The organism is Pseudomonas sp. LAM2023 (genome assembly GCF_016620375.1).
Taxonomy (GTDB): domain Bacteria; phylum Pseudomonadota; class Gammaproteobacteria; order Pseudomonadales; family Pseudomonadaceae; genus Aquipseudomonas; species Aquipseudomonas anuradhapurensis.
The window spans coordinates 36,641-56,880 of record NZ_JAENHV010000009.1 but is presented as its reverse complement, the minus strand read 5'-3'; the positions used below and the strand labels follow the sequence as shown (position 1 = coordinate 56,880).

The following is a 20,240-nucleotide window of genomic DNA, read 5'->3' as shown; positions in this document are numbered from 1 at the left end:
GGGGCCGATAGCCGCAGTCATCACCCCTGGCACCGGCTTCGCCGGTGTTCGCGGCTGGACGCGCGCGGCTACTCCCCTCGGCTCAGCCCTGCAGGGCGGCCTCGATCCTGGCCACATCAATCTTGCCCATCTGCATCATGGCCTCGAACGCGCGCTTGGCCGCCGCGCGATCCGGGTGGCCGATGGCTTCGATCAGGACGCGTGGGGTGATCTGCCAGGAAATCCCCCAGCGGTCCTTGCACCAGCCGCAGACGCTGGCCTCGCCACCATTGTCGACTATGGCATTCCAATAGCGGTCGGTCTCGGCCTGGTCCTCGGTACTGACCTGAAATGAAAACGCCTCGCAATGGCTGAAGGCCTTGCCGCCATTGAGCCCCACGCAAGGTATGCCCATGACGGTGAATTCGACAGTGATCACATCGTCCTGCTTGCCCGACGGGTAGTCGCTCGGTGCCTTGTGCACCGCCGTCACCCGGGTATCAGGGAAAACGCTGGCGTAGAAGGTTGCCGCCGCCTCGGCATCGTTGTCGTACCAGAGGCAAATGGTGTTCTTGGCAGTCATGGTCTTGCTCCATGAAAGAGGTGGACACTGCAGTCTAGCGCGCCGCATCAAGCACCGGCGCGAGCCCGGCCAAGTGGCTGCTTCTGCAATATTCTGCAGACATTTCCGACGTCAGGTGGTGAACCTGCCGATAAAAAAACGGTCTTTCGCTGGCGGTCAACTCACCGACCGGTTCATCGGCCCAGCCACCGGGCCTACCTTTGTCCTGTTTCAGCGAAGACCAACATGCCCGATTCCCGCCCGACTGCTTCCGCCCTCTCTGCCCTGCGCAGCGGCCTGATTGCCACCCTTGTCGCCCTTGCCGCGCCGGTGCACGCCGAAGAGCCCGCCAGCGATGCACGCTGGGTCAGCGACAGCCTGAGCACCTATGTGCGCAGCGGCCCGACCGATGGCCACCGCATCGTCGGTATCCTCAAGTCCGGGCAGAAACTGACCCTGATCGGCACCCAGGGCAACTACAGCCAGGTGCGTGGCCAGAATGGCGACGTGGTGTGGATTCTCAGCAGCGACTTGCAGGCGGTGCCAGGCCAGGGCGAGCGCCTGCCACAGCTCGACGCCCAGGTCGCGGACCTGACCGGGCAGCTGAAGACCATCGACGACAGCTGGAAGAACCGCGTTCAGGGCATGCAGGAGACGCTCGATTCGCGGAAAAAGCTCATCGACGAACTGCAGGCGCGCAACCAGGCATTGAACGAACAACTCGACCAGAGCCAGTCGGACCTGCGCGATACCAAGGCCCGCCTGGGTGACGAGAACAAGCAGGTGATGATGCGCTACATGGTGTATGGCGGCAGCATTGCCGGCGCGGGCCTGCTGGCGGGGCTGATCCTGCCGTCGCTGACCCGTGGGCGCAAGAAGAACGATCGCTGGTTCTGATCAGCCGTGCGGCAAGCTGGCTTCGGCGAACAGGAAGTCGATGAACACCCGCACCCTCAACGGCATATGCCGAGCCTGCGGGTAGAGCAGCATGAACGGCCTTGACGTCCCGCCATACGCGCTCAGCACCTCCACCAGCTCGCCACTGGCCAGGGCATCGGCCACGGTAAACCGGTAAGCCTGCATCAGGCCGCCGCCATGACGCACCAGCGTGGCGGTGGCGAGGAAGTCGCCCTGGCAAGTGAGCGCCCCCTGGGTGTCGACCTCCACCTGTACCCCACCCTGGCGAAAGGTCCAGGGTGGGCGACGGCCAGTGCTGGGCATCTCGAACTGGATACAGTCATGCTGCAGCAGGTCCTGCGGGGTTTGCGGGTTGCCAGCACGGGCCAGGTAACCCGGCGTGCCTACCACCACCAGCTCGGCATCCTCCAGGCGCCGCGCCACCAGTCGCGAATCGCTCGGCTCGCGGCCACGGATCGCCAGGTCGAACGGTTCCTCGGCAAAGTCGACATTGCGGTTGCTGACATGTACATCCACCTGCACGCTCGGGTAGCGCTGGCGGAACCGCGGCAGCAGCGGCAACAAGCGGTGGTGGGCGTAAGGCGTGGGCGCACTGATGCGCAAACGGCCGCTCGGCTCGACCTGCCCGCCCGTGACCTGGCGCTCGGCCTCGACCAACTGCCCCAGCGCTTGCCGACATTGCTGGTAATAGGCCAGGCCCGCTGCAGACAGGCGCATCTGGCGGGTGGTGCGGACGAACAGGCGCACACCCAGGCGTTCCTCCAGGCGTGCCACGCTGCGGCTGACCGCCGCCGGCGTGACGCCAGCCTCGGTGGCGGCAGCACTGAAGCTGTCCCGTTCGGCAGCCAGGCAGAACAGCTCCAAGCTGCCCAGTTGCAGGTCATCGAAATGGCGGCTCATGGCGGCTCGATCAATTACATGGTGTATCGATTGAAATACCATGCGCCTCATTTTTCAAGCACCAGTAACGCCCTAAAGTGGCTCCACACCGAGCCCATGGCTCACTTCACTGGAGATCAGCCACATGAACACCGCACGTACCGTCATCATCACCGGGGCCTCCAGCGGCCTGGGTTTCGCCCTGGCCGAGGCCTTCCTCGTACGCGGCGACAACGTCATCGGCAACGCCCGCAGCCAGGCCCGCCTGGAGCAGGCCGCCGCCCGCCTCGGCCAGCCTTCGCGCTTCATCGGCGTAGCCGGTGACATCGCCGAGCCAGGCACCGCACAGCGCCTGTTCGCCCGCGCCGTGGAGACCTTCGGCGGTGTCGACCTGCTGATCAACAATGCCGGCATCTTCATTGCCAAACCAGCCACGGAGTACAGCGCAGCGGATGTCGACGCGCTGGTCGGCACCAACCTCAAGGGGTTCTTCTACCCGGCCCAGGAAGCGGCGCGGCTCATGACCCGCCAGGGGCATGGCAAGATCATCGCCATCACTGCCTCCATCGCCCTGCAACCAGACACTCGGGTGCCGGCCCTGCTGCCGGTGCTGGTCAAGGGCGGCCTGAACCAGGCAGTGAAAGCCCTGGCGCTGGAACTGGCCGCCAGCGGCGTGCAGGTGAATGCCGTGGCGCCGGGGATCATCGATACGCCGCTGCATGGCGGCAACGTCCAGGGAATGGGCGCGCTGTCGCCCAGCGGCCGCACTGGCGCGCCACAGGACGTGGTGGACGCCGTGCTGTACCTGGCGGACTCGCGCTTCGTCAGCGGTGTCATCCTGCCGGTGGATGGCGGTAGTACCGCTGGCACCTGGCACTGAGCGGAGGCGCGAACAGCCATGCCATATGTCCATATTCGCGTCACCGATGAAGGGGTGAGCGCCGAGCAAAAGCGCCAGTTGATCGAACAGACCACGCACATGTTGCAGCGGGTGCTGGGCAAGCCGCCGGCCAGTACCTTCGTGGTGATCGAGGAAGTGCCGACCGATAACTGGGGGGTAGGTGGCGAGACGGTGACCGCCGTCCGAGCGCGAGAAAGGGGCTGAACCTAAGGGCCGCAGTGCGAGCCGATCGCCGGCAAGCCAGACACAACCTACAAGCGGGTTTATCCGCGTAGCAGGCGACGCGCCGGAGGGTACCGGCGACGCCGGGGTTCGCGGGCATGCCCGCTCCGCTCCCATCTGCATGGTGCAGGCCTTTCGATCTGCAGCTTCTGCTGCCATCCGTCGAGTGGTTCGACCGTTCCAACCCGCATCGGCCTCACAACAGTACCTGTCACTGGAACGGAGAGGTACTTGAAATGGCAACGGTACAAGACAACCTGCTGGACTGGCTGCGTGACGCCCATGCCATGGAGCAGCAAGCCGAAAGCATGCTCAAGGGCCAGGCGGAGCGCCTCGAGCATTATCCTCAGCTCAAGGGCCGCATCGTGCAGCACATCGAAGAAACCCAGGGCCAGCAACGTCTGCTGCTGGAATGCATCGAGCGGCTGGGGGGCAGTACGTCCACCCTCAAGGACCTGGCAGGCAAGCTCATGGCCTTCGGCCAGGCCGTTGGGGGCATGGTCATGAGCGATGAAGTAGTCAAGGGTGCCATGTCCGGCTATGTGTTCGAGAACATGGAGATCGCGTCCTACACGGTACTGATCGAAGCGGCCGAGGCAGCTGGCGACGGCGCCACGGCGCAGGCATGCAGGTCGATTCTGAAGGAAGAGGAAGCCATGGCCCTATGGCTGAAGGAGCACCTGCCAGAAATCACCCGGGCATTCCTGGCACGCTCCGCCGATCCGGATGCCGAAGCCAAGCGCTAGAATGGGCCCCGCAGCGGATCGGATGATCCGTTGCGGGGTGTCATTACAGCGGCTCGTCGCCGTTGACCTTGCCCAGTTCTGCCCCGGTCAAGGGCTGCAACTCGGGGTTGGACATTGTTCTGGCCTTCATCGCTTCGGCTGCTGCCGCCGACTGTTCGTCGAGCTGCACCGTGGCCATTCCGTCGCCACCGTTCACCGCCGGCTCGGGCTGGTCGACATAGATCCAGTCCTGGCCTTCGTTCCATGAGCCGCGCATTTCGCCGCCGTGGGACAGGTTGAAATAGGTGCGGTTGACTTCCGGGTCGCCCGGCAGCTTGCCTTGCGGGAAGTTCGGCTGGATCGAGTGCAAGGCTTTTTCGAACGACAGCTGGTGAGCGATTTCACGGCTCATCAGGAACCCCAGCGCATCCTTGATACCCGGGTCGTCGGTGACGTTGATCAAGCGTTCATAGACGATCTTCGCCCTGGCCTCGGCGGCAATATTGGAACGCAGGTCCGCCGTCGGCTCGCCGATGGTGTCGATGTAGGCTGCGGTCCAGGGTATGCCACCGGAGTTCACCAGCGCTGCACCACCGCCATACAACAGGCTGGTGATATGCGAATCGTTGCCGGCCCCGGTCAACGACCGGTACAACTCGCCTTCGGCTTCCACCCCTTCGGCCAGGCGCCCCTTGGCACCCTTGTTCAGCATCACCACGATCGAGCCGATGATCTCCAGGTGGCTCAGCTCTTCGGTGGCAATGTCGAACAGCATGTCCTTGCGCCCCGGGTCATCCTCGGTCACCGCCTGGGTGAAGTAGCGCATCGCTGCAGCCAGTTCGCCCTGCGGGCCGCCAAACTGTTCCAGCAGCAGGTTCGCCAGCCCCGGGTTGGGCTGCGCGACGCGAACCGTATACTGCAGTCGCTTGTTGTGCATGAACATTGGCAAATCCTCATCAGCGTGCCGAGGCGGCCATGGCCGCCTCGGTCGGTTCAATGGTGATCAGCGGTTGTCATCGCTGTTGCGACCGCCGCCGTGGCTGTGCTGGCCGCCTTTACGGCCGGCCTCGGAGGCCTTCTCGCGGTCGTTGGCAAAGTTGCCACCGGAAGCCTGCCCACCCTTCTGGCCTGCCTCGGAGGCGCGTTCAGGATCGTTCTTGAAGTTGCCACCGGACATCTGCCCGCCTTTATGGCCGGCCTCCGCAGCACGTTCAGGATCGTTCTTGAAATTGCCGCCCGACATCTGCCCGCCCTTGTGCCCGGCTTCAGCGGCGCGTTCAGGATCGTTCTTGAAGTTGCCGCCCGATGCCTGACCGCCCTTATGGCCGGCCTCCGATGCCTTCTCGCGATCGTTGGCGAAGTTGCCGGGGTTGGTGTTGGCGCTGCCGCCCTGGTTGCTGCGTTTGTCGTCGTTGCTAGCCATGATCATTCACCTCATGTGGTTAACACAGGTTGGTCTGTGTTCACTAATGACCGAAGGCAAACGCTGCGGGCTGAAAGTGATTTCGCTATCGCTGACGAAATGCTTTAAGCACTTGGGCACAAGATATTCGGGCTAACAAACCCCCGACGCGGTATTGCTTGGGGTTTGCATCCGCGGCGCCAATTGCTGGCAAGCGGCCTTGTGTTGCACAAGGCCGCCCAAGGTTTCAAGCCTGGCCGATGCGGCAGACCGCTTCGATGGCTTCGACCAGCTCGTCGTACTGCACCGGCTTGGTCAGCCGACGATCGAACAGCGCCGCCTCGTCTGCCCGCTTGGCCTGGTGGGTGCCGTAACCGCTCAGCGCGATCGTCGGGGTGAGACGGTGCTGTTTTTTCTCGCGCAAGGCGCTGACGAACTCATGCCCGTCCATTTCCGGCATGCCGATATCCGTCAGGATCACATCGAAACGTTTCTCGGCGGCCTCCTGCAGCGCCTGGCGTGGGTCGAGGTAGCTGCTGACCAGTGCGTCTTCCATTTCCAGCAGCATGCGCATCACGTCGACCACTTCCGGCGAATCGTCCACCAGCAGCACTCGCAACCCTTTCAACCGGCCATCACCATCCTCGGAGGGGTCGGCTGGTGGTAATTCGGGCTGAGCCTGGTTCGACAGCGGCAACTCGACGCTGAAGGTCGAGCCATGCCCCAACCCGGCCGACCGGGCGATCACGGTACCGCCATGGGCTTCGACCAACTGCCTGACCAAGGCCAGGCCGATACCCAGGCCATCGCGGCGGTGGCTAGCATGTTTGGCCTGTTTGAACAGGTCGAAAATGCTGGACAGGTCGGCAGCCGACAACCCCGGCCCATTGTCGCTCACGTCCAGACGCGCGCAGTTTTCCGTGCGGCTCAGCATCACCCGCACGCGGGCTCTCTCGCCACTGAACTTCAGGGCATTGTTGAGCAGGTTCCACACCACCTGCTCGATCCGCGTCGGGTCACCATCGACCACCAGCGAGGTGCCCGGCTGGGGCAGCTCGAGGGTGATACGTGCCGACGGGTACTCCTCCGCTGCGATGGCATGGATCGACTTGACCAGGCCGACCAGGTCCGTGCTTGGCGAACAAGACCTTTTCACGAACTTCCTTGCGCACCCGGTAATGCTCGTTTTCCTTGACGAAATACTGCCGCAGGCGCATCGGCGGCACGTCGGTGACGATGGCTTCCGAATACAGCCCGGCGCGGCCAACGGCAATCGCGCGCTCATCGATGTCGGTGGCAAACACCTGCAGCTTCAGCGGGTGGGATTCGAGCTTCTGGTGTTCCGCGCTCAGGATCGCCAGGCTGTAGGCCTCTTCGCCGGTCGAGCAGCCAGCGGACCAGATGCGCACCTCTTCACGGTTGTCATCCTCGTCCCTGGCGCTGAGCAGCGAACCCAGCACATGGCGTTCGAGGGCTTCGAAGGCCTCGCGGTCGCGGAAGAAGTTGGTAACTCCGATCAGCATGTCGCCAAGCAGCTTCTTGGCTTCATCCGGGGTTTCTTCCAGGTAACGCAGGTAGCTGGGTAGATCCGGCTGGGTCGTCACTTGCAGCCTGCGCTCGATGCGGCGCAACACGGTTGCACGCTTGTAATGCTTGAAATCGTGCCCGGTGCGGTTACGCAAGGTGCGCAGGATATCCTGAATGACCCGCTCGGCGTCCTCGCGTGCATGTTCCTCGGTCTGTGCAGACACCTTCAGGTCATGCGGAGCGGGCAACTTGATGGTCTGCGTGTTACGCCACAATTCCAGCAGTTTGTGCGGTATTTCTGCCACCGGCAACACCGCATCGACCATGCCGGTGGCGATTGCCGCCAGCGGCATGCCGTCGAACTCGGCATCGTCCGGGCTCTGCACGATGGTGATGCCGCCCTGCTCCTTGATCCGCGACAGGCCCACCGCACCGTCACTGCCGGTACCGGAAAGCACCAGGCAGAAACTGTATTCCTTGTGCACGTCCGCCAAGTCGCGGAAGAACAGGTCGATGGCAATATGCTTGCCCAATGGCCGGGTCGACGGCACCACTTTCAGGTAGCCATCATTCATTGCCAATTGACTGGCGGGCGATATCACGTAGACATGATTCGGCTCGATGCGCGAGGTGCCCGTTACCTGAATGACCGGCATGGCAGTGGAGGCCTGCAGGATCTTGTCCGCCACGCTTTCGTGGTCTGGCGACAGATGCAGGACGATGACGAACGCCATGTCGCTGTTTGCCGGCATGTGTTCGAAAAATACTTTCAGGGCGGCAAGCCCGCCAGCAGAGGCACCGATACCTACTACCGGGAAATTGAGATGACTTGGCACAATCCCGTCCCGCTCAGGCTTGGAGCTGGGAGAAGGTTTGATCGTCCTTTTCATTGTTTGCACTCGTATTCGATGAAACCCTGGCGAGACAGTGTGTTCTCGTGAGACTGGCGCAGGAGAGTAAAGCGTCAATGATAACAAGTATTGATCTGCCGGGCGGTCATAGGTGGCGGATTCGCACATGCGCGATATATGGCAGATAGAACGGGGCTAGTTGCGCTTTAAGTTCTACAGAAGTTCAACTTTGTATAAGTTAACAGGCGCTTGCGCCGTCCTTGCGCACCGGCAAGGAGGCCACGGCAGCGGCCGCGCCAGGGTCCGCAGGCGCCCTCGCTAGCGCAGGGGCGTGCAAGCTGGAGCAGCTATGTTTGCCGGCGCCGCGTGCCCAGTTCGATCCAGGTTGGCGCATGGTCGCTGGCCTTGGCTTCGTTACGCACCCAGGCATCGACGCCTGCCCGCTTCAGGTAGGGCGCCAGGTCAGGGGTGAGCAACAAATGGTCGATACGAAGGCCGGCGTTGCGTGCCCAGTGGTTGCGGAAATAATCCCAGAATGTATAGATACGTTCGTCGGGGTAGAGATGGCGGATTGCATCGACCCAGCCCTGCCCAAGCAGCCGGGCGAAGCACGCCCGAGACTCGGGTTGCAGCAAGGCATCCTTCAACCAGGAACGCGGGTTGTAGATATCCATGTCGGTGGGTACCACATTGAAATCACCCGCCATCACCGTCGGGTGGCCGCTGCCGTACAAACCCTGCGCGTGCTGGATCAGGCATTCGAACCAACGCAGTTTGTAGTCGAATTTCGGCCCCGGTTGCGGGTTGCCGTTCGGCAGGTAGAGGCATGCCACCAGCACGCCATGCACTGCCGCTTCCAGATAGCGGCTTTGCGTATCGTCCTCCATGCCTGGCAGGCCACGACGCACCTCCAGCGGCTCGCTGCCCCGCGCCAGGATGGCCACGCCGTTCCACGACGGCTGGCCCTGGTAGACACAACCATAACCCGCCGCTTCGAGTGCCTGGCGGGGAAATTGCTGATCCGCCGCCTTGAGTTCCTGCAGGCAGGCGATGTCCGGCTGTTCCCGTTCCAGCCAGGCCAGCAAGGCCGGCAGGCGGCTGCGAATGCCATTGATGTTGAACGTGGCGATCTTCAGCGCTTTCATGCGTCAGGGTCGCTGACATGGGCCTGCACGGCGTCTTCCAGGGCATGCACATGGGCATCGTCGGCCAGTGCCTTGAGGGCCAGCCAGTCGTCCCAGTCAATGGTGCCGTCGTCGCGCAGGGCTTCAGCGGTGCGCACCAGCTCGTGATGGTAGGCGTCCGGTGACTCGCGCCGGTAACTGATGTCGTCGTACTGGGCATACCAGGCCGCAAGCTCGGGGATGCTGCGTTCAATGCTCATCAAGAAGCCCTCACTGTACCCTTTGCATGTAAGAGCGCCGTGGTCGTGCGACGTTCAACTTCAACGCGGCAGACCGTGCGTCCCGGGCCTACCGAAAAAAACAACTTCCCGACCGTTGCCAGGGTCCCAAGCTACAGGCGCACCTGGAGACGAGATCATGAAATTCGCCCAATTCTGCCAATGGTTGTCCAACCACGCCGGACGACCTCAGACCTTCCTCATCGCCTTGCTGCTCATCGTGATATGGGGCCTCACCGGGCCGTGGTTCCATTACAACGATACCTGGCAGCTGATCATCAATACCTCCACCACCATTATCACCTTCCTGATGGTGTTCCTGATCCAGAACACCCAGAACCGCGACAACGACATCATTCACGTCAAGCTAGACGAGCTGATCCGTGCGACCAAGCATACCGAGATGTCGGTCCTCGACCTGGAAGACATGGACAGCAAGAAGCTGCAGGCGCTACGCAAGGAATACCGCGCCCTGGCTGAAGGCGGGCAAGCCGCAGGCGGCCCCCCCGGCGCAGAGCAGCAGGAACAGCCGGAGCAACGAATGGACGACCAGCAACCCTAGGCTGCGGGCGACACAGGTGAAACTTTCCCGAGCTGTGCCAAGTCCAGACCCCTATTGATGACAGCCCAGGAGAACAGCATGACTGGCACGGTAGGCGACTTTCTGGTGGAACGCTTGTACCAATGGGGCGTAAGGCGCATCTTCGGTTACCCAGGCGATGGCATCAATGGCGTGTTCGGCGCACTGGCCAGGGCCAATGGCAAGATCCAGTTCATCCAGGCTCGGCACGAGGAGATGGCCGCCTTCATGGCCAGCGCGCATGCCAAGTTCACCGGCGAGCTGGGCGTGTGCATGGCCACCTCCGGCCCCGGCGCTTCGCACCTGCTGACCGGCCTGTACGACGCGCGCATGGACCACCAGCCGGTGCTGGCCATCGTTGGCCAGCAGGCGCGTGCGGCACTGGGCGGGCACTACCAGCAGGAGCTGGACCTGTTGTCGATGTTCAAGGACGTGGCCGGTGCCTTCGTCCAGCAGGCCTCGACGCCCGGGCAAGTACGCCATCTGCTCGACCGCGCGGTACGTACCGCCATCGGCGAACGCCGGGTCACCGCCATCATCCTGCCCAACGACCTGCAGGACCTGCCCTATCACGAGCCGCCCAAGGCACACGGCACCCTGCATTCCGGCATCGGCTACAGCAGGCCCAGGGTGCTGCCCTTCGAGGCAGACCTGCAGCGCGCTGCCGAGGTGCTCAATGCCGGACGCAAGGTGGCGATGCTGGTCGGCGCCGGTGCACTGCAGGCAAGCGAGCAGGTCATGGCGGTAGCCGAGAAGCTCGGTGCAGGGGTGGCCAAGGCACTACTGGGCAAGGCCGTGCTACCCGACGAGCTGCCGTGGGTCACCGGCGCCATCGGCCTGCTCGGCACCGAACCCAGCTACCAGCTGATGAGCGAATGCGACACCCTGCTGATGATCGGTTCCGGCTTCCCCTATTCCGAATTCCTGCCGCGGGAAGGCCAGGCCCGCGGCGTACAGATCGACCTGCAGCCGGACATGCTCAGCTTGCGCTACCCAATGGAGGTGAACCTGGTTGGCGATGCCGGTGAAACCCTGGCTGCGTTGTTGCCGCTGCTTGAGCACAAACGCGAACGGGGCTGGCGCGACAGGATCGAAAGCTGGCGTGCGCAGTGGGACAAGACCCTGGCCAAACGCGCCCACGCCACAGCCGAGCCGCTCAACCCGCAGCGCGTGGTGTACGAGCTCTCCCCGCGCCTGCCGGACCAGGCCATTGTCACCAGTGATTCCGGTTCCTGTGCCAACTGGTTCGCCCGCGACCTGCAAATTCGCCAGGGCATGCAATGTTCGCTGTCCGGTGGCCTGGCCAGCATGGGCGCTGCCGTGCCCTACGCCATCGCAGCCAAGCTCGCCCACCCGCAGCGCTGCGTGGTGGCGCTGGTCGGTGACGGCGCGATGCAGATGAACAACCTGGCCGAGCTGATTACCGTGGCGAAGTACTGGCAGCAATGGCAGAACCCGCAGTGGATCTGCGCGGTATTCAACAACGAAGACCTCAACCAGGTTACCTGGGAACAACGGGTCATGGAGGGCGACCCGAAGTTCGAAGCCTCACAGTCGATACCCGATGTGCCCTATCACCTGTTCGCCTTGTCCATTGGCCTGCAGGGCATCTATGTGGATCGCGAGGAGGACATCATCCCCGCCTGGGAGCGGGCGTTGGCGGCTGACCGGCCGGTGTTGATCGAGTTCCAGACCGACCCGAACGTGCCGCCGCTACCGCCGCACATCAAGCTGGAACAGGCGAAGAAATTCGCCAGCAGCTTGCTCAAGGGCGACCCTGACCAGGCCGGGGTCATCCTGCAGACGGCCAGGCAGGTCCTCAGTTCGGTATTGCCTGGCAAGAAATGAGCAACCGGGTAACTGCAGGTGAACCCGCTCCCACAAGTAAAGCGCCGGCTTCGCGTTGACGCTGCACCGGTAGGAGCGGCTTCAGCCGCGATCACCGGCACAGCCGGTGCCAGCCAACCGCTTCGCTAGTGAATGACCAGCAATGCCTAGCCCAGCAGTTGGCTCAATACTGCACGCAGTTTCCCCGGCTTGACCGGTTTGTTCAGCAGCGGCGCACCGAGCTTGTGCAACGAGCGTCGGCACTGATCGCTGCGGTCAGCGGTGATGATCACCGCCGGAATGGCGCTGCCGAAATGCTCGCGCAAGTGCCTGACCACCTCGCAGCCGACCACACCGTGGTCCAGGTGAAAATCTGCCAGGATCAATTCCGGTGCCTGCCCTTGCAAGGCCAGCAATGCTCCGGCCTGGTCGGTTGCTGTCACCACTTCGCAGCCCCACTGCCCAAGCAATGCGCCCATGCTCTCGAGAATGCTCACCTCATTGTCCACTACCAGCAGCCGCCGGCCCGGCAATGGGTTGCCGGTGCCAGGCTGCGGTACGGCCGGGTGGACCGGCAGCGGCACCGCTTGGCCAAGCGGCACTTCGATGCTGAACACCGAGCCACGCCCCGGCCACGAACGCACCTCGACCCGGTAGCCAAGGATCTTGGCGATCCGTTCGACGATGGCCAGCCCCAGGCCCACGCCCTTGCGATCGGCGGCACGGCCCACGTCCAGTTGGTTGAATTCAAGGAAGATGGCCTGCAGCCGATCCTGGGCGATACCCCGCCCGGTGTCCCACACCTCCAGGCGCAAATGCCTGCCACGGCGCCTGGCCCCCAACAGGATCCGGCCTTCATCGGTATAGCGGCAGGCATTGCTGAGAAAATTGCGCAGGATGCGCGTCATCAACCGCAGGTCGGTGCTGATGGCGTAGTCGCCAATGCGGGCACGCAGTTTCAGGCCCGCCGCGTCAGCCACCGTGCGGAACTCTGAAACCAGCGGCCCGAACAGTTCGTCGAGACGATACGACGCGACGTCCGGCTTGACCGCTGCCTGGTCAAGCCGGGAAATGTCCAACAGGTCGGTCAGCAGGTCCTCAGCACCCTCCAGGGCTTGATGGGTGCGTTCCACCAGCACTTTTTCCGCTTCCGGCAACGGCCGTTCGCGCAAGGTCGAAATCAGCAGCCGCGCAGCATTCAGCGGCTGCAGCAGGTCATGGCTGGCAGCGGCGAGGTATTTGTCCTTGCTGCGGTTGGCGGTTTCCGCAGCGTCGCGCGCATCGCGCAGGGCGCGGGCGATCTGTTTGCGCTCGGCAATCTGCTGTTGCAGGTTGCGGTTGGCCTCCAGCAGTTCGTCGGTGCGTGCAGCCACTCGTTGCTCAAGCTCGTCGTTGAGTTGCTGCAAGCGCTGCTGGGCCAGCTTGCGTTCGGTGATGTCGGCGACAAACCCTTCCACCAGGCCCTCATGGCCAGGCTTGAGCAGCAGGTTCATCAGCACATCGATATGGCTGCCATCCTTGCGGCGCAAGCGGGTTTCATAGCCATGCAGGCTGCGTTCACGGGCCAGGGTCGCGGTGATGGCGTGCAGCTCGTCGGCCTCGACGAACAGGTCGCTGGCAAAATCGGTCAGGCACTGCAGCAACGCTTGCGGGTTGTCGTAACCGAGCATGCGCGCCAACGCCGGGTTGGCCGCGCGCATGCCGTCTTGCAGGCTGGCCTGGAAAATCCCGTGCACGGCATTCTCGAACAACCACTTGTAGCGGTTGCGTTCGGCCTCCAGCTCGTCCAGGCGGGCCGCCAGCTCCGGGTAATGGCTCTTGCGTGCCGAGTGGTCGCCGAGCCCCAGCAGCCCGGCCAGGGCCCGCTGCTGGTCGTCAGAGGGCCTCGCCATAAACCACCTCGACATCACGCTGGCTCGACGCACGCGGGTTGGTCAGGATGCATGGGTCATCCATGGCATGTTGCGACAGGAACGGGATATCGGCCGTGCGCACCCCATGCAGGCCCAAGGTCTCATGGAAGCCGATGGCGCGTTTCAGGGCGATCAGGTGCTCCACCAGGCGCGCGCAGATCTGCCGGTGGTTGAGGCCGCGGCAGTCGATGCCCAGCACTTCGGCAATCACCTTGAAACGCTCCGGCGCCGAGCTGTAGTTGAACGCCACCACATGCTCTACCAGCACCGCGTTGCACAAACCATGCGGCAGGTCGAGGAAGCCGCCCAGGCTGTGCGACATGGCGTGGACCGCGCCGAGGATCGCATTGGAAAACGCCAGCCCCGCCTGCATGCTGCCCAGCATGATCTTCTCGCGCAGGGCAATATCGCCAGGGTTGGCGATCATCTGCACCAGGTTGCCGTTGATCAGGCGCATGGCCTCCAGCGCATGGGGGTCGGTCAGCGGGCCGTGGCCGGTGGAAACAAAGGCTTCGATGGCATGCACCAGCGCGTCGATGCCGGTGCAGGCCGACAGGAACGGGTCCATGCTCAGGGTGGTTTGCGGGTCGATCAGTGACACATCCGGGACCACCGCCTTGCTGACGATGGAGAACTTCATGCGCTCCTGCTGGTTGGAAATGATCACGAACTGCGACACGTCGGCCGAGGTACCGGCCGTGGTCGGGATCAGGATCAGCGGCGGGCTGGGCACGCGGATCATGTCCACGCCTTCGAACTCGAGGATGCTGCGCCCGTGGGCGACCACGATGCCGATGGCCTTGCCGCAGTCCATCGGGCTGCCGCCACCGACCGCGACAATCACGTCACAGTGGTTCTGCCGATAGATCTCGGCGCCGAGCATCACTTCCTCGACCCGTGGGTTGGGCGACACGCCGCTGTACAGGCAGTAGTCGATGCCCTGCGCCTGCAGGCTGGCCTCGACGTCGGCGACCCAACCGGCGGCGATCACACCCGGGTCGCTGACCACCAGGACCTTGCGCGCGCCGAAGGTCTTGGCGTAATTGGCCACGTTATGCCGGCAACCGGCACCGAAAATGATTTCAGGCGAAACGAACTTGCGAAGCGGGCTGAAACTCTGGCTCATCGGAAAGCCTGTTCTTATTGTTCTGGAAGGTAACCGCCAGCGTAAAGCATCCCGTGGCGAAAGCAACCAGACCAAAGCCTGGCCACGGCTCATTCGACCCAGCACTTGGCGCGGGCCACCTCCAGGAACGCCAGCACATCCTCGTCGAGCCCGGTCACCCCGGGGAAACGCTGCGCCAGCCGGGCGATGACTGCCGCCACGCTACGCTGGCCGTCCAGCAGTTCGAGCACCCAGCCGGCACTGGCGTTGAGCTCGATGACGCCCCCCGCATGCAGCAACAGCGGGCACGCCAGCTGCGGCTCCCAGCGCAGGCGAAAGCCGCGGGCCAGGGCCAGGGTCTGCTCGGGATCGATCAATTCCATAGGGGCTTGATACACAAGGCCCGGCCATCGCGACGATGGCCGGCCAGGCATCAACGATTGGCGAAGTACATCGTTACTTCGAAACCAATGCGCAGGTCGGTGTAGGCGGGTTTAGTCCACATGGGGCGGTCCTCTTGTTATGCCGGGCGATTCCGGTAGAGGCATTAATGCATGCTCGGCGCCAGGGCCGAATGCTACTTTGGAACGAGCTTGCGAGGTGCGTTGGTAGGAGGATCGGTTGCGCGATATTTGTAGGAGCGGCCTTGTGTCGCGAAAGGGCTGCAAAGCAGCCCCAGGAATACAGCATGAACGCGCAAATCGCCGGGGCTGCTGCGCAGCCCTTTCGCGACACAAGGCCGCTCCTACAGTCGACCGCGTCAACCGACCAGATGTTAGAAGAAGCCCAGCGGATTGATGTCGTAGCTCACCAGCAGGTTCTTGGTCTGCTGGTAGTGGTCGAGCATCATCTTGTGGGTTTCACGACCCACACCAGACTTCTTGTAGCCACCGAACGCGGCATGCGCCGGGTACAAGTGGTAGCAGTTGGTCCATACCCGCCCCGCCTTGATCCCACGGCCCATGCGGTAGGCACGGTTGATGTCGCGGGTCCACAGGCCTGCGCCCAGGCCGAACTCGCTGTCGTTGGCGATCGCCAGGGCCTCGGCCTCATCCTTGAAGGTGGTCACGCCCACCACCGGGCCGAAGATCTCCTCCTGGAACACGCGCATCTTGTTGTGGCCCTTGAGCAGGGTCGGCTGGATGTAGTAACCGCTGGCCAGGTCGCCGGCGAGCCGCTCGGCAGCACCACCGGTGAGCAGCTGGGCACCCTCCTCCCGGGCAATCTGCAGGTAGGAAAGGATCTTGTCGTACTGCTGCTCCGAAGCCTGGGCACCGACCATGGTCGTGGTGTCCAGCGGGTTGCCCCGGGTGATCCTGGCGATCTTCTTCATCACTTCGGCCATGAACGGCTCGTAAATCGATTCCTGGATCAACGCCCGCGACGGGCAGGTGCACACTTCGCCCTGGTTGAAGAACGCCAGCACCAGGCCTTCGGCGGCCTTCTCGATGAACGCCGGCTCGGCCTGCATGATGTCTTCGAAGAAGATGTTCGGCGACTTGCCGCCCAGCTCGACGGTAGACGGGATGATGTTCTCGGCGGCACATTTCATGATGTGCGAGCCCACCGGAGTGGAACCGGTGAAGGCGATCTTGGCGATGCGCTTGCTGGTGGCCAGGGCCTCGCCGGCTTCACGGCCAAAGCCCTGGACGATGTTCAGCACGCCGGCAGGCAGCAGGTCGGCGATCAGTTCGGCGAACACGGTGATCGACAGCGGTGTCTGCTCCGCCGGCTTGAGCACGACGCAGTTGCCGGCGGCCAGGGCCGGGGCGAGTTTCCAGGCAGCCATCAGCAGCGGGAAGTTCCACGGGATGATCTGCCCGACCACGCCCAGCGGCTCATGCATGTGGTAGGCCACGGTGCCTTCGTTGATTTCCGCAGCACCGCCTTCCTGGGCGCGGATGCAGCCGGCGAAGTAGCGGAAGTGGTCGGCAGCCAGCGGCACGTCGGCATTGAGGGTTTCGCGCACGGCCTTGCCGTTGTCCCAGGTTTCGGTAACGGCCAGCACTTCCAGATGCTGTTCAATACGGTCGGCAATCTTCAGCAGCACCAGGGCACGGTACTGCACCGAGGTCTTGCCCCAGGCTTCGGCCGCGGCATGGGCGGCGTCCAGGGCGCGCTCGATGTCCTCGGCGCCAGAGCGCGGGAACTCGGCAATCGGCTGGCCATTGACCGGCGAGCTGTTGGTGAAGTACTGGCCACCCAGCGGCGGCACGAACTCACCATTGATGAAGTTGCCGTAGCGTGGCTTGAAGGACACGATGGCGCCAGGGGTTCCGGGTTGTGCGTAGATCATGCTGAGCCTCTGTGGTCGATGCCTGTCCGGCGACAGGCGATGAACCGATGGTAAAAAGCCCCGCCTGCCGGGCGAATGCATCGTTGGCAGCGGGGCTCTCGTCATTTGGTAGTAGGGCCGCTTGCCGCCGGTTGGCTGGCGGCAAGCGGCAAGGCATGGCGTCAGCGCTTGGCGCTGGCGGTTTGCAGTTGCTTGGGCAACTTGAAGGTCCAGAGCATGCCGCCCTGGTTGAAGTCCTTGACCCGCTTGGCCACTTCGCCGCCCCACAGCGGCACCGCGCCGCCCCAGCCGGAGACCACCGAAACGTACTGCTCGCCGTCCATTTCCCAGGTGATCGGCGACCCGAGCACGCCGGAACCGGTCTGGAACTCCCAGACCTTGTCACCGGTCTTGGCGTTGAACGCCTGCAGGAAGCCTTCCGGCGTGCCGGTGAACACCAGGTTGCCCTTGGTGGTCAGTACCCCGCCCCACAGCGGTGCGTAGTTCTTGTGGCGCCATACTTCCTTGCCGCTGACCGGGTCGATGGCACGCAGCACGCCGATGTAGTCTTCGTTGAGCGGCTTGATGGTGAAGCCGGCACCGAGGAACGCCGCGCCCTTCTTGTAGGCGATGCCTTCGTTCCAGATATCCATGCCCCACTCGTTGGACGGCACATAGAACAGCCCGGTGTCCTTGTTGTAGGCCATCGGCATCCAGTTCTTGGCGCCGAGGAAGGCCGGGGCGACGAACACCGAGCTACCCTTGGCTTCGCTGCCCGGTGCCCCTGGACGGCTGGCTTCGTTGTAGATCGGCCGGCCATCCTTGTCCAGGCCGCTGGCCCAGGTGATCTTGTCGACGAACGGGAAGCCGCGGATGAACTTGCCGTTGGTGCGGTCCAGCACGTAGAAGAAGCCGTTGCGGTCGGCAGTGGCGGCCGCCTTGATCTCCTTGCCGCCGGCCTTGTAGTTGAACGAGATCAGCTCGTTGACGCCGTCGAAGTCCCAGCCGTCATGCGGCGTGCTCTGGAAGTGCCACTTGATGGTGCCATCGTCCGGGTTCAGGGCCAGGCGCGACGAGGAGTACAGGTTGTCGCCCGGGCGCAGGTGCGAGTTCCACGGCGCCGGGTTGCCGGTACCGAACAGGATCAGGTTGGTCTCCGGGTCGTAGTAGCCGCCGAGCCAAGGTGCTGCACCGCCGGTCTTCCACAGGTCGCCAGGCCAGGTCTTGCCTGCCTCGCCGCCGGAAATGCCGTTCTCGATCGCCTTGCCGTCCTTGTAGACGTAACCCATGTGCCCTTCCACGGTCGGGCGCATCCACAGCAGCTCGCCGTTTTCCGGGTTGTAGGCCTGGATCTTGCCCACCACGCCGAACTCGCCACCGGCCACCCCGGTGATCAGCTTGCCGTTGACGATCATCGGCGCGGCGCTGATCGAGTAGCCTTCCTTGTGGTCGGCCACTTTCTTGCTCCACACCACCTTGCCGGTGTCTTTGTTCAGGGCCACCAGCTTGGCATCCAGGGTGCCGAAGAACACCAGGTCACCGTACAGCGCCACGCCCCGGTTGATCACGTCGCAGCACGGGCGGATGTCATCGGGCAGGCGCGCATCGTATTGCCACAGCTTCTTGCCGGTGCGGGCGTCCACGGCGAACACCCGCGAGTAGGAACCGGTCAGGTACATCACCCCATCCTTGACCAGCGGCTGAGCCTGCTGGCCACGCTGCTTCTCACCGCCGAAGGAGAACGCCCAGACCGGCCGCAGGTCCTTGACGTTGTTGCTGTTGAGCAGGTCGAGCGGGCTGTAGCGCTGGCCCTGCACACCCAGGCCGTTGGTCACGATCTGCTGCGGGTTCTTCGGGTCCTGGAGGATTTCTTCATTGCTGACAGCAGCGTGGGCCGCGCTGGCAAGCAGCATGGCGCTGAGCACCAGGCTCACGGCGAACACGGGACGACGTGGGGATCGGGTCATGACGGCTACCTTTGGTTTTTTTGTTGTGCCCGGGAAAATTTCCCGGTGTGCCGAGAATTCTTGGTCGCCGCCTGTTTGCCAACAATTGCCCGCAGTGCGGAGTTTTCTAGTTCCTTGGTATGGGGCTGGCCGCCACGGCCTGCGCGCCCTTGTAGGAGCGGCCTTGCGTCGCGATGGGCTGCGCAGCGGCCCCAGGATGTGTGCTTCTGGCAGAAATCGCCGGGGCTGCTGCGCAGCCCATCGCGACGCAAGGCCGCTCCTACAAGGGCGCGTCAGTCCCTGGCGTCGATGCGCCGCAATTGTTGGCGCTCGTAGCGTGGATACAGGTGGCTGACACTGCGGATCAACTCGTAACGGGTCAGGCTGATTCCGGCGAAGCGCTGCGGGATCGGGCTGCGGATCATCTCGGCCATGTCATCGCCACGCGCCGCGCCGTCACGCATCAGGCCATCCAGCCAGCCCAGGTAGTCACGCATCTGGGCAAACGGCCGGGCATCGCTGGCCACCGGGCCATGGCCAGGTACCAACTGTTTCCAGGGCAGCGCCTGCAGGGTATCCAGGTCTTGCAACCAGACCTCCAGCCCCGGGCTGTTGGGCGTGGTCAGCGCCCGTTGGTAGAACACCAGATCGCCGGCAAACAGCACACCGGTCGTTTCATCCAGAATCGCCAGGTCGGCACCAGTATGCCCGCCCAGCGCCAGCAGCCGCAGGCGATGCCCGCCCACTTCATGCACACCTGGCTCCAGTACCCGGGTTGGCAACACCACCTCGGTGCCGCGCATCCAGTCGCCAACCAGGCGATACATGTTCTCGGCCATGGCCTCACCCTGCTGGCGCAGCAGCTCGCCGGTGCCGACCAGCGCGCCGATCGGTACATCGGCGAAGGCCTGGTTGCCCAGCACATGGTCGGGGTGATGGTGCGTCAGCAACACTTCGACTACTGGCTTGTCGGTGGTGGCGGCAATCGCCTGACGCAGCGCTTCGCCGTAGCGCTTGGACGGCCCGCTGTCGATCACCACCACCCCGCTGTCAGTGACAATGAACGCGGTGTTGACGATGTTGCCACCATTGTCCTTGGCGAAATTAGCGGTGCTGCCCTCCAGCAGCCAGGTGCCCTCGGCGATCTGCCGAGGTTCGAGGCGGTAGGCCAGGTCAGCCTGGGCCGGCAGGCCCAGACACAGCAGCAGAAGCAGGATCCAATGCAT

20 protein-coding genes and 1 pseudogene are annotated in these 20,240 nt (G+C 63.6%); 6 read left to right on the top strand and 15 right to left on the bottom strand.

Going from position 1 to position 20,240, the window contains the following annotated elements:
• Positions 1-82: 82 nt before the first annotated feature.
• Positions 83-562, bottom strand: a complete 480-nt coding sequence (locus JKP78_RS00400) for a VOC family protein (protein ID WP_186685593.1) — start codon at positions 560-562, stop codon at positions 83-85.
• Between the two features lie 225 nt (positions 563-787).
• Here JKP78_RS00400 and JKP78_RS00395 point away from each other — a divergent pair, with 225 nt between their 5' ends.
• Complete coding sequence (locus JKP78_RS00395) at positions 788-1,438, top strand: TIGR04211 family SH3 domain-containing protein (protein ID WP_200625823.1); 651 nt, start codon at positions 788-790, stop codon at positions 1,436-1,438.
• Here the strand turns inward: JKP78_RS00395 and JKP78_RS00390 are convergent, their stop codons facing one another.
• On the bottom strand, positions 1,439-2,359 hold the full coding sequence (locus JKP78_RS00390) for a LysR family transcriptional regulator (protein ID WP_186685589.1): 921 nt from the start codon (positions 2,357-2,359) through the stop codon (positions 1,439-1,441). It abuts the gene before it with no gap.
• Between the two features lie 124 nt (positions 2,360-2,483).
• Here JKP78_RS00390 and JKP78_RS00385 point away from each other — a divergent pair, with 124 nt between their 5' ends.
• From JKP78_RS00385 to JKP78_RS00375, 3 genes are all read left to right on the top strand, one after another.
• The gene (locus JKP78_RS00385) at positions 2,484-3,218 is read left to right on the top strand and encodes an SDR family NAD(P)-dependent oxidoreductase (RefSeq protein ID WP_200625822.1); all 735 of its coding nucleotides are present in this window, start codon (positions 2,484-2,486) and stop codon (positions 3,216-3,218) included.
• Positions 3,219-3,236: 18 nt separating this feature from the next.
• Positions 3,237-3,443 (top strand): tautomerase family protein, encoded by a 207-nt coding sequence (locus JKP78_RS00380; protein WP_200625821.1) that lies wholly within the window; start codon positions 3,237-3,239, stop codon positions 3,441-3,443.
• 254 nt (positions 3,444-3,697) lie between these two features.
• Positions 3,698-4,207 (top strand): ferritin-like domain-containing protein, encoded by a 510-nt coding sequence (locus JKP78_RS00375; RefSeq protein WP_186674443.1) that lies wholly within the window; start codon positions 3,698-3,700, stop codon positions 4,205-4,207.
• Positions 4,208-4,250: 43 nt separating this feature from the next.
• Here JKP78_RS00375 and JKP78_RS00370 read toward each other — a convergent pair whose 3' ends face one another.
• The 6 genes and pseudogenes from JKP78_RS00370 to JKP78_RS00350 all read right to left on the bottom strand — a co-directional run bounded on the left by JKP78_RS00370 (position 4,251) and on the right by JKP78_RS00350 (position 9,350).
• Positions 4,251-5,129 (bottom strand): manganese catalase family protein, encoded by an 879-nt coding sequence (locus JKP78_RS00370; RefSeq protein ID WP_186685583.1) that lies wholly within the window; start codon positions 5,127-5,129, stop codon positions 4,251-4,253.
• 60 nt (positions 5,130-5,189) lie between these two features.
• Positions 5,190-5,609, bottom strand: a complete 420-nt coding sequence (locus tag JKP78_RS00365) for a general stress protein (RefSeq protein WP_170029560.1) — start codon at positions 5,607-5,609, stop codon at positions 5,190-5,192.
• Positions 5,610-5,835: 226 nt separating this feature from the next.
• Positions 5,836-6,582, bottom strand: a complete 747-nt coding sequence (locus JKP78_RS24950; protein WP_325166777.1) for a hybrid sensor histidine kinase/response regulator — start codon at positions 6,580-6,582, stop codon at positions 5,836-5,838.
• Between the two features lie 136 nt (positions 6,583-6,718).
• A pseudogene (locus tag JKP78_RS24945) lies at positions 6,719-8,005 on the bottom strand (chemotaxis protein CheB); the annotation flags it as partial.
• 308 nt (positions 8,006-8,313) lie between these two features.
• Positions 8,314-9,111 carry an exodeoxyribonuclease III gene (gene xth, locus JKP78_RS00355; RefSeq protein ID WP_200625820.1) on the bottom strand — a complete coding sequence of 266 codons (798 nt, stop codon included), beginning with the start codon at positions 9,109-9,111 and terminating at the stop codon, positions 8,314-8,316.
• Entirely contained in the window at positions 9,108-9,350 is a 243-nt protein-coding gene (locus tag JKP78_RS00350) for a hypothetical protein (protein WP_170029557.1), read from the bottom strand. Before JKP78_RS00350 ends, xth begins: the two co-directional genes overlap by 4 nt.
• A gap of 157 nt (positions 9,351-9,507) precedes the next feature.
• On the opposite strand from JKP78_RS00350, the gene JKP78_RS00345 reads away from it, so the two are divergent.
• Together JKP78_RS00345 and JKP78_RS00340 are read left to right on the top strand one after the other, a co-directional pair.
• Positions 9,508-9,930 (top strand): low affinity iron permease family protein, encoded by a 423-nt coding sequence (locus tag JKP78_RS00345; protein ID WP_186685579.1) that lies wholly within the window; start codon positions 9,508-9,510, stop codon positions 9,928-9,930.
• Between the two features lie 78 nt (positions 9,931-10,008).
• Positions 10,009-11,796: a thiamine pyrophosphate-requiring protein gene (locus tag JKP78_RS00340; RefSeq protein WP_200625819.1), complete on the top strand. Its 1,788-nt coding sequence runs from the start codon at positions 10,009-10,011 to the stop codon at positions 11,794-11,796.
• Positions 11,797-11,942: 146 nt separating this feature from the next.
• On the opposite strand, the gene JKP78_RS00335 is transcribed toward JKP78_RS00340, so the two are convergent.
• From JKP78_RS00335 to JKP78_RS00305, 7 genes are all read right to left on the bottom strand, one after another.
• Positions 11,943-13,667 (bottom strand): PAS domain-containing hybrid sensor histidine kinase/response regulator, encoded by a 1,725-nt coding sequence (locus tag JKP78_RS00335; RefSeq protein WP_170029554.1) that lies wholly within the window; start codon positions 13,665-13,667, stop codon positions 11,943-11,945.
• Positions 13,651-14,814 carry an alcohol dehydrogenase-like regulatory protein ErcA gene (gene ercA, locus JKP78_RS00330; RefSeq protein WP_170029553.1) on the bottom strand — a complete coding sequence of 388 codons (1,164 nt, stop codon included), beginning with the start codon at positions 14,812-14,814 and terminating at the stop codon, positions 13,651-13,653. The genes JKP78_RS00335 and ercA overlap by 17 nt, the downstream gene beginning before the upstream one ends.
• An 89-nt stretch (positions 14,815-14,903) precedes the next feature.
• On the bottom strand, positions 14,904-15,176 hold the full coding sequence (gene pqqD / locus JKP78_RS00325) for a pyrroloquinoline quinone biosynthesis peptide chaperone PqqD (protein ID WP_170029552.1): 273 nt from the start codon (positions 15,174-15,176) through the stop codon (positions 14,904-14,906).
• A 50-nt stretch (positions 15,177-15,226) separates the two neighbouring features.
• Positions 15,227-15,298 carry a pyrroloquinoline quinone precursor peptide PqqA gene (gene pqqA, locus JKP78_RS00320; RefSeq protein WP_003243383.1) on the bottom strand — a complete coding sequence of 24 codons (72 nt, stop codon included), beginning with the start codon at positions 15,296-15,298 and terminating at the stop codon, positions 15,227-15,229.
• A 270-nt stretch (positions 15,299-15,568) separates the two neighbouring features.
• Positions 15,569-17,089, bottom strand: coding sequence for an acetaldehyde dehydrogenase ExaC (gene exaC / locus JKP78_RS00315; RefSeq protein WP_200625818.1), 1,521 nt, complete (start codon positions 17,087-17,089; stop codon positions 15,569-15,571).
• A 161-nt stretch (positions 17,090-17,250) separates the two neighbouring features.
• On the bottom strand, positions 17,251-19,035 hold the full coding sequence (pedH, locus tag JKP78_RS00310) for a PQQ-dependent alcohol dehydrogenase PedH (protein WP_170029550.1): 1,785 nt from the start codon (positions 19,033-19,035) through the stop codon (positions 17,251-17,253).
• A 272-nt stretch (positions 19,036-19,307) separates the two neighbouring features.
• The gene (locus JKP78_RS00305; protein ID WP_186685569.1) at positions 19,308-20,240 is read right to left on the bottom strand and encodes a quinoprotein relay system zinc metallohydrolase 1; all 933 of its coding nucleotides are present in this window, start codon (positions 20,238-20,240) and stop codon (positions 19,308-19,310) included.

Bases quoted from the DNA above. Each gene is read 5' to 3' on its own strand.
- exaC (WP_200625818.1), bottom strand. From the start codon at position 17,089: ATGATCTACGCACAACCCGGAACCCCTGGCGCCATCGTGTCCTTCAAG.
- JKP78_RS00345 (WP_186685579.1), top strand. From the start codon at position 9,508: ATGAAATTCGCCCAATTCTGCCAATGGTTGTCCAACCACGCCGGACGA.
- JKP78_RS00340 (WP_200625819.1), top strand. From the start codon at position 10,009: ATGACTGGCACGGTAGGCGACTTTCTGGTGGAACGCTTGTACCAATGG.
- JKP78_RS00365 (WP_170029560.1), bottom strand. From the start codon at position 5,609: ATGGCTAGCAACGACGACAAACGCAGCAACCAGGGCGGCAGCGCCAAC.
- pqqD (WP_170029552.1), bottom strand. From the start codon at position 15,176: ATGGAATTGATCGATCCCGAGCAGACCCTGGCCCTGGCCCGCGGCTTT.
- JKP78_RS00395 (WP_200625823.1), top strand. From the start codon at position 788: ATGCCCGATTCCCGCCCGACTGCTTCCGCCCTCTCTGCCCTGCGCAGC.
- JKP78_RS00400 (WP_186685593.1), bottom strand. From the start codon at position 562: ATGACTGCCAAGAACACCATTTGCCTCTGGTACGACAACGATGCCGAG.
- JKP78_RS00335 (WP_170029554.1), bottom strand. From the start codon at position 13,667: ATGGCGAGGCCCTCTGACGACCAGCAGCGGGCCCTGGCCGGGCTGCTG.
- JKP78_RS00305 (WP_186685569.1), bottom strand. From the start codon at position 20,240: ATGCATTGGATCCTGCTTCTGCTGCTGTGTCTGGGCCTGCCGGCCCAG.
- JKP78_RS00350 (WP_170029557.1), bottom strand. From the start codon at position 9,350: ATGAGCATTGAACGCAGCATCCCCGAGCTTGCGGCCTGGTATGCCCAG.
- pedH (WP_170029550.1), bottom strand. From the start codon at position 19,035: ATGACCCGATCCCCACGTCGTCCCGTGTTCGCCGTGAGCCTGGTGCTC.
- JKP78_RS00380 (WP_200625821.1), top strand. From the start codon at position 3,237: ATGCCATATGTCCATATTCGCGTCACCGATGAAGGGGTGAGCGCCGAG.
- ercA (WP_170029553.1), bottom strand. From the start codon at position 14,814: ATGAGCCAGAGTTTCAGCCCGCTTCGCAAGTTCGTTTCGCCTGAAATC.
- JKP78_RS00375 (WP_186674443.1), top strand. From the start codon at position 3,698: ATGGCAACGGTACAAGACAACCTGCTGGACTGGCTGCGTGACGCCCAT.
- JKP78_RS00390 (WP_186685589.1), bottom strand. From the start codon at position 2,359: ATGAGCCGCCATTTCGATGACCTGCAACTGGGCAGCTTGGAGCTGTTC.
- JKP78_RS00385 (WP_200625822.1), top strand. From the start codon at position 2,484: ATGAACACCGCACGTACCGTCATCATCACCGGGGCCTCCAGCGGCCTG.
- JKP78_RS00370 (WP_186685583.1), bottom strand. From the start codon at position 5,129: ATGTTCATGCACAACAAGCGACTGCAGTATACGGTTCGCGTCGCGCAG.
- xth (WP_200625820.1), bottom strand. From the start codon at position 9,111: ATGAAAGCGCTGAAGATCGCCACGTTCAACATCAATGGCATTCGCAGC.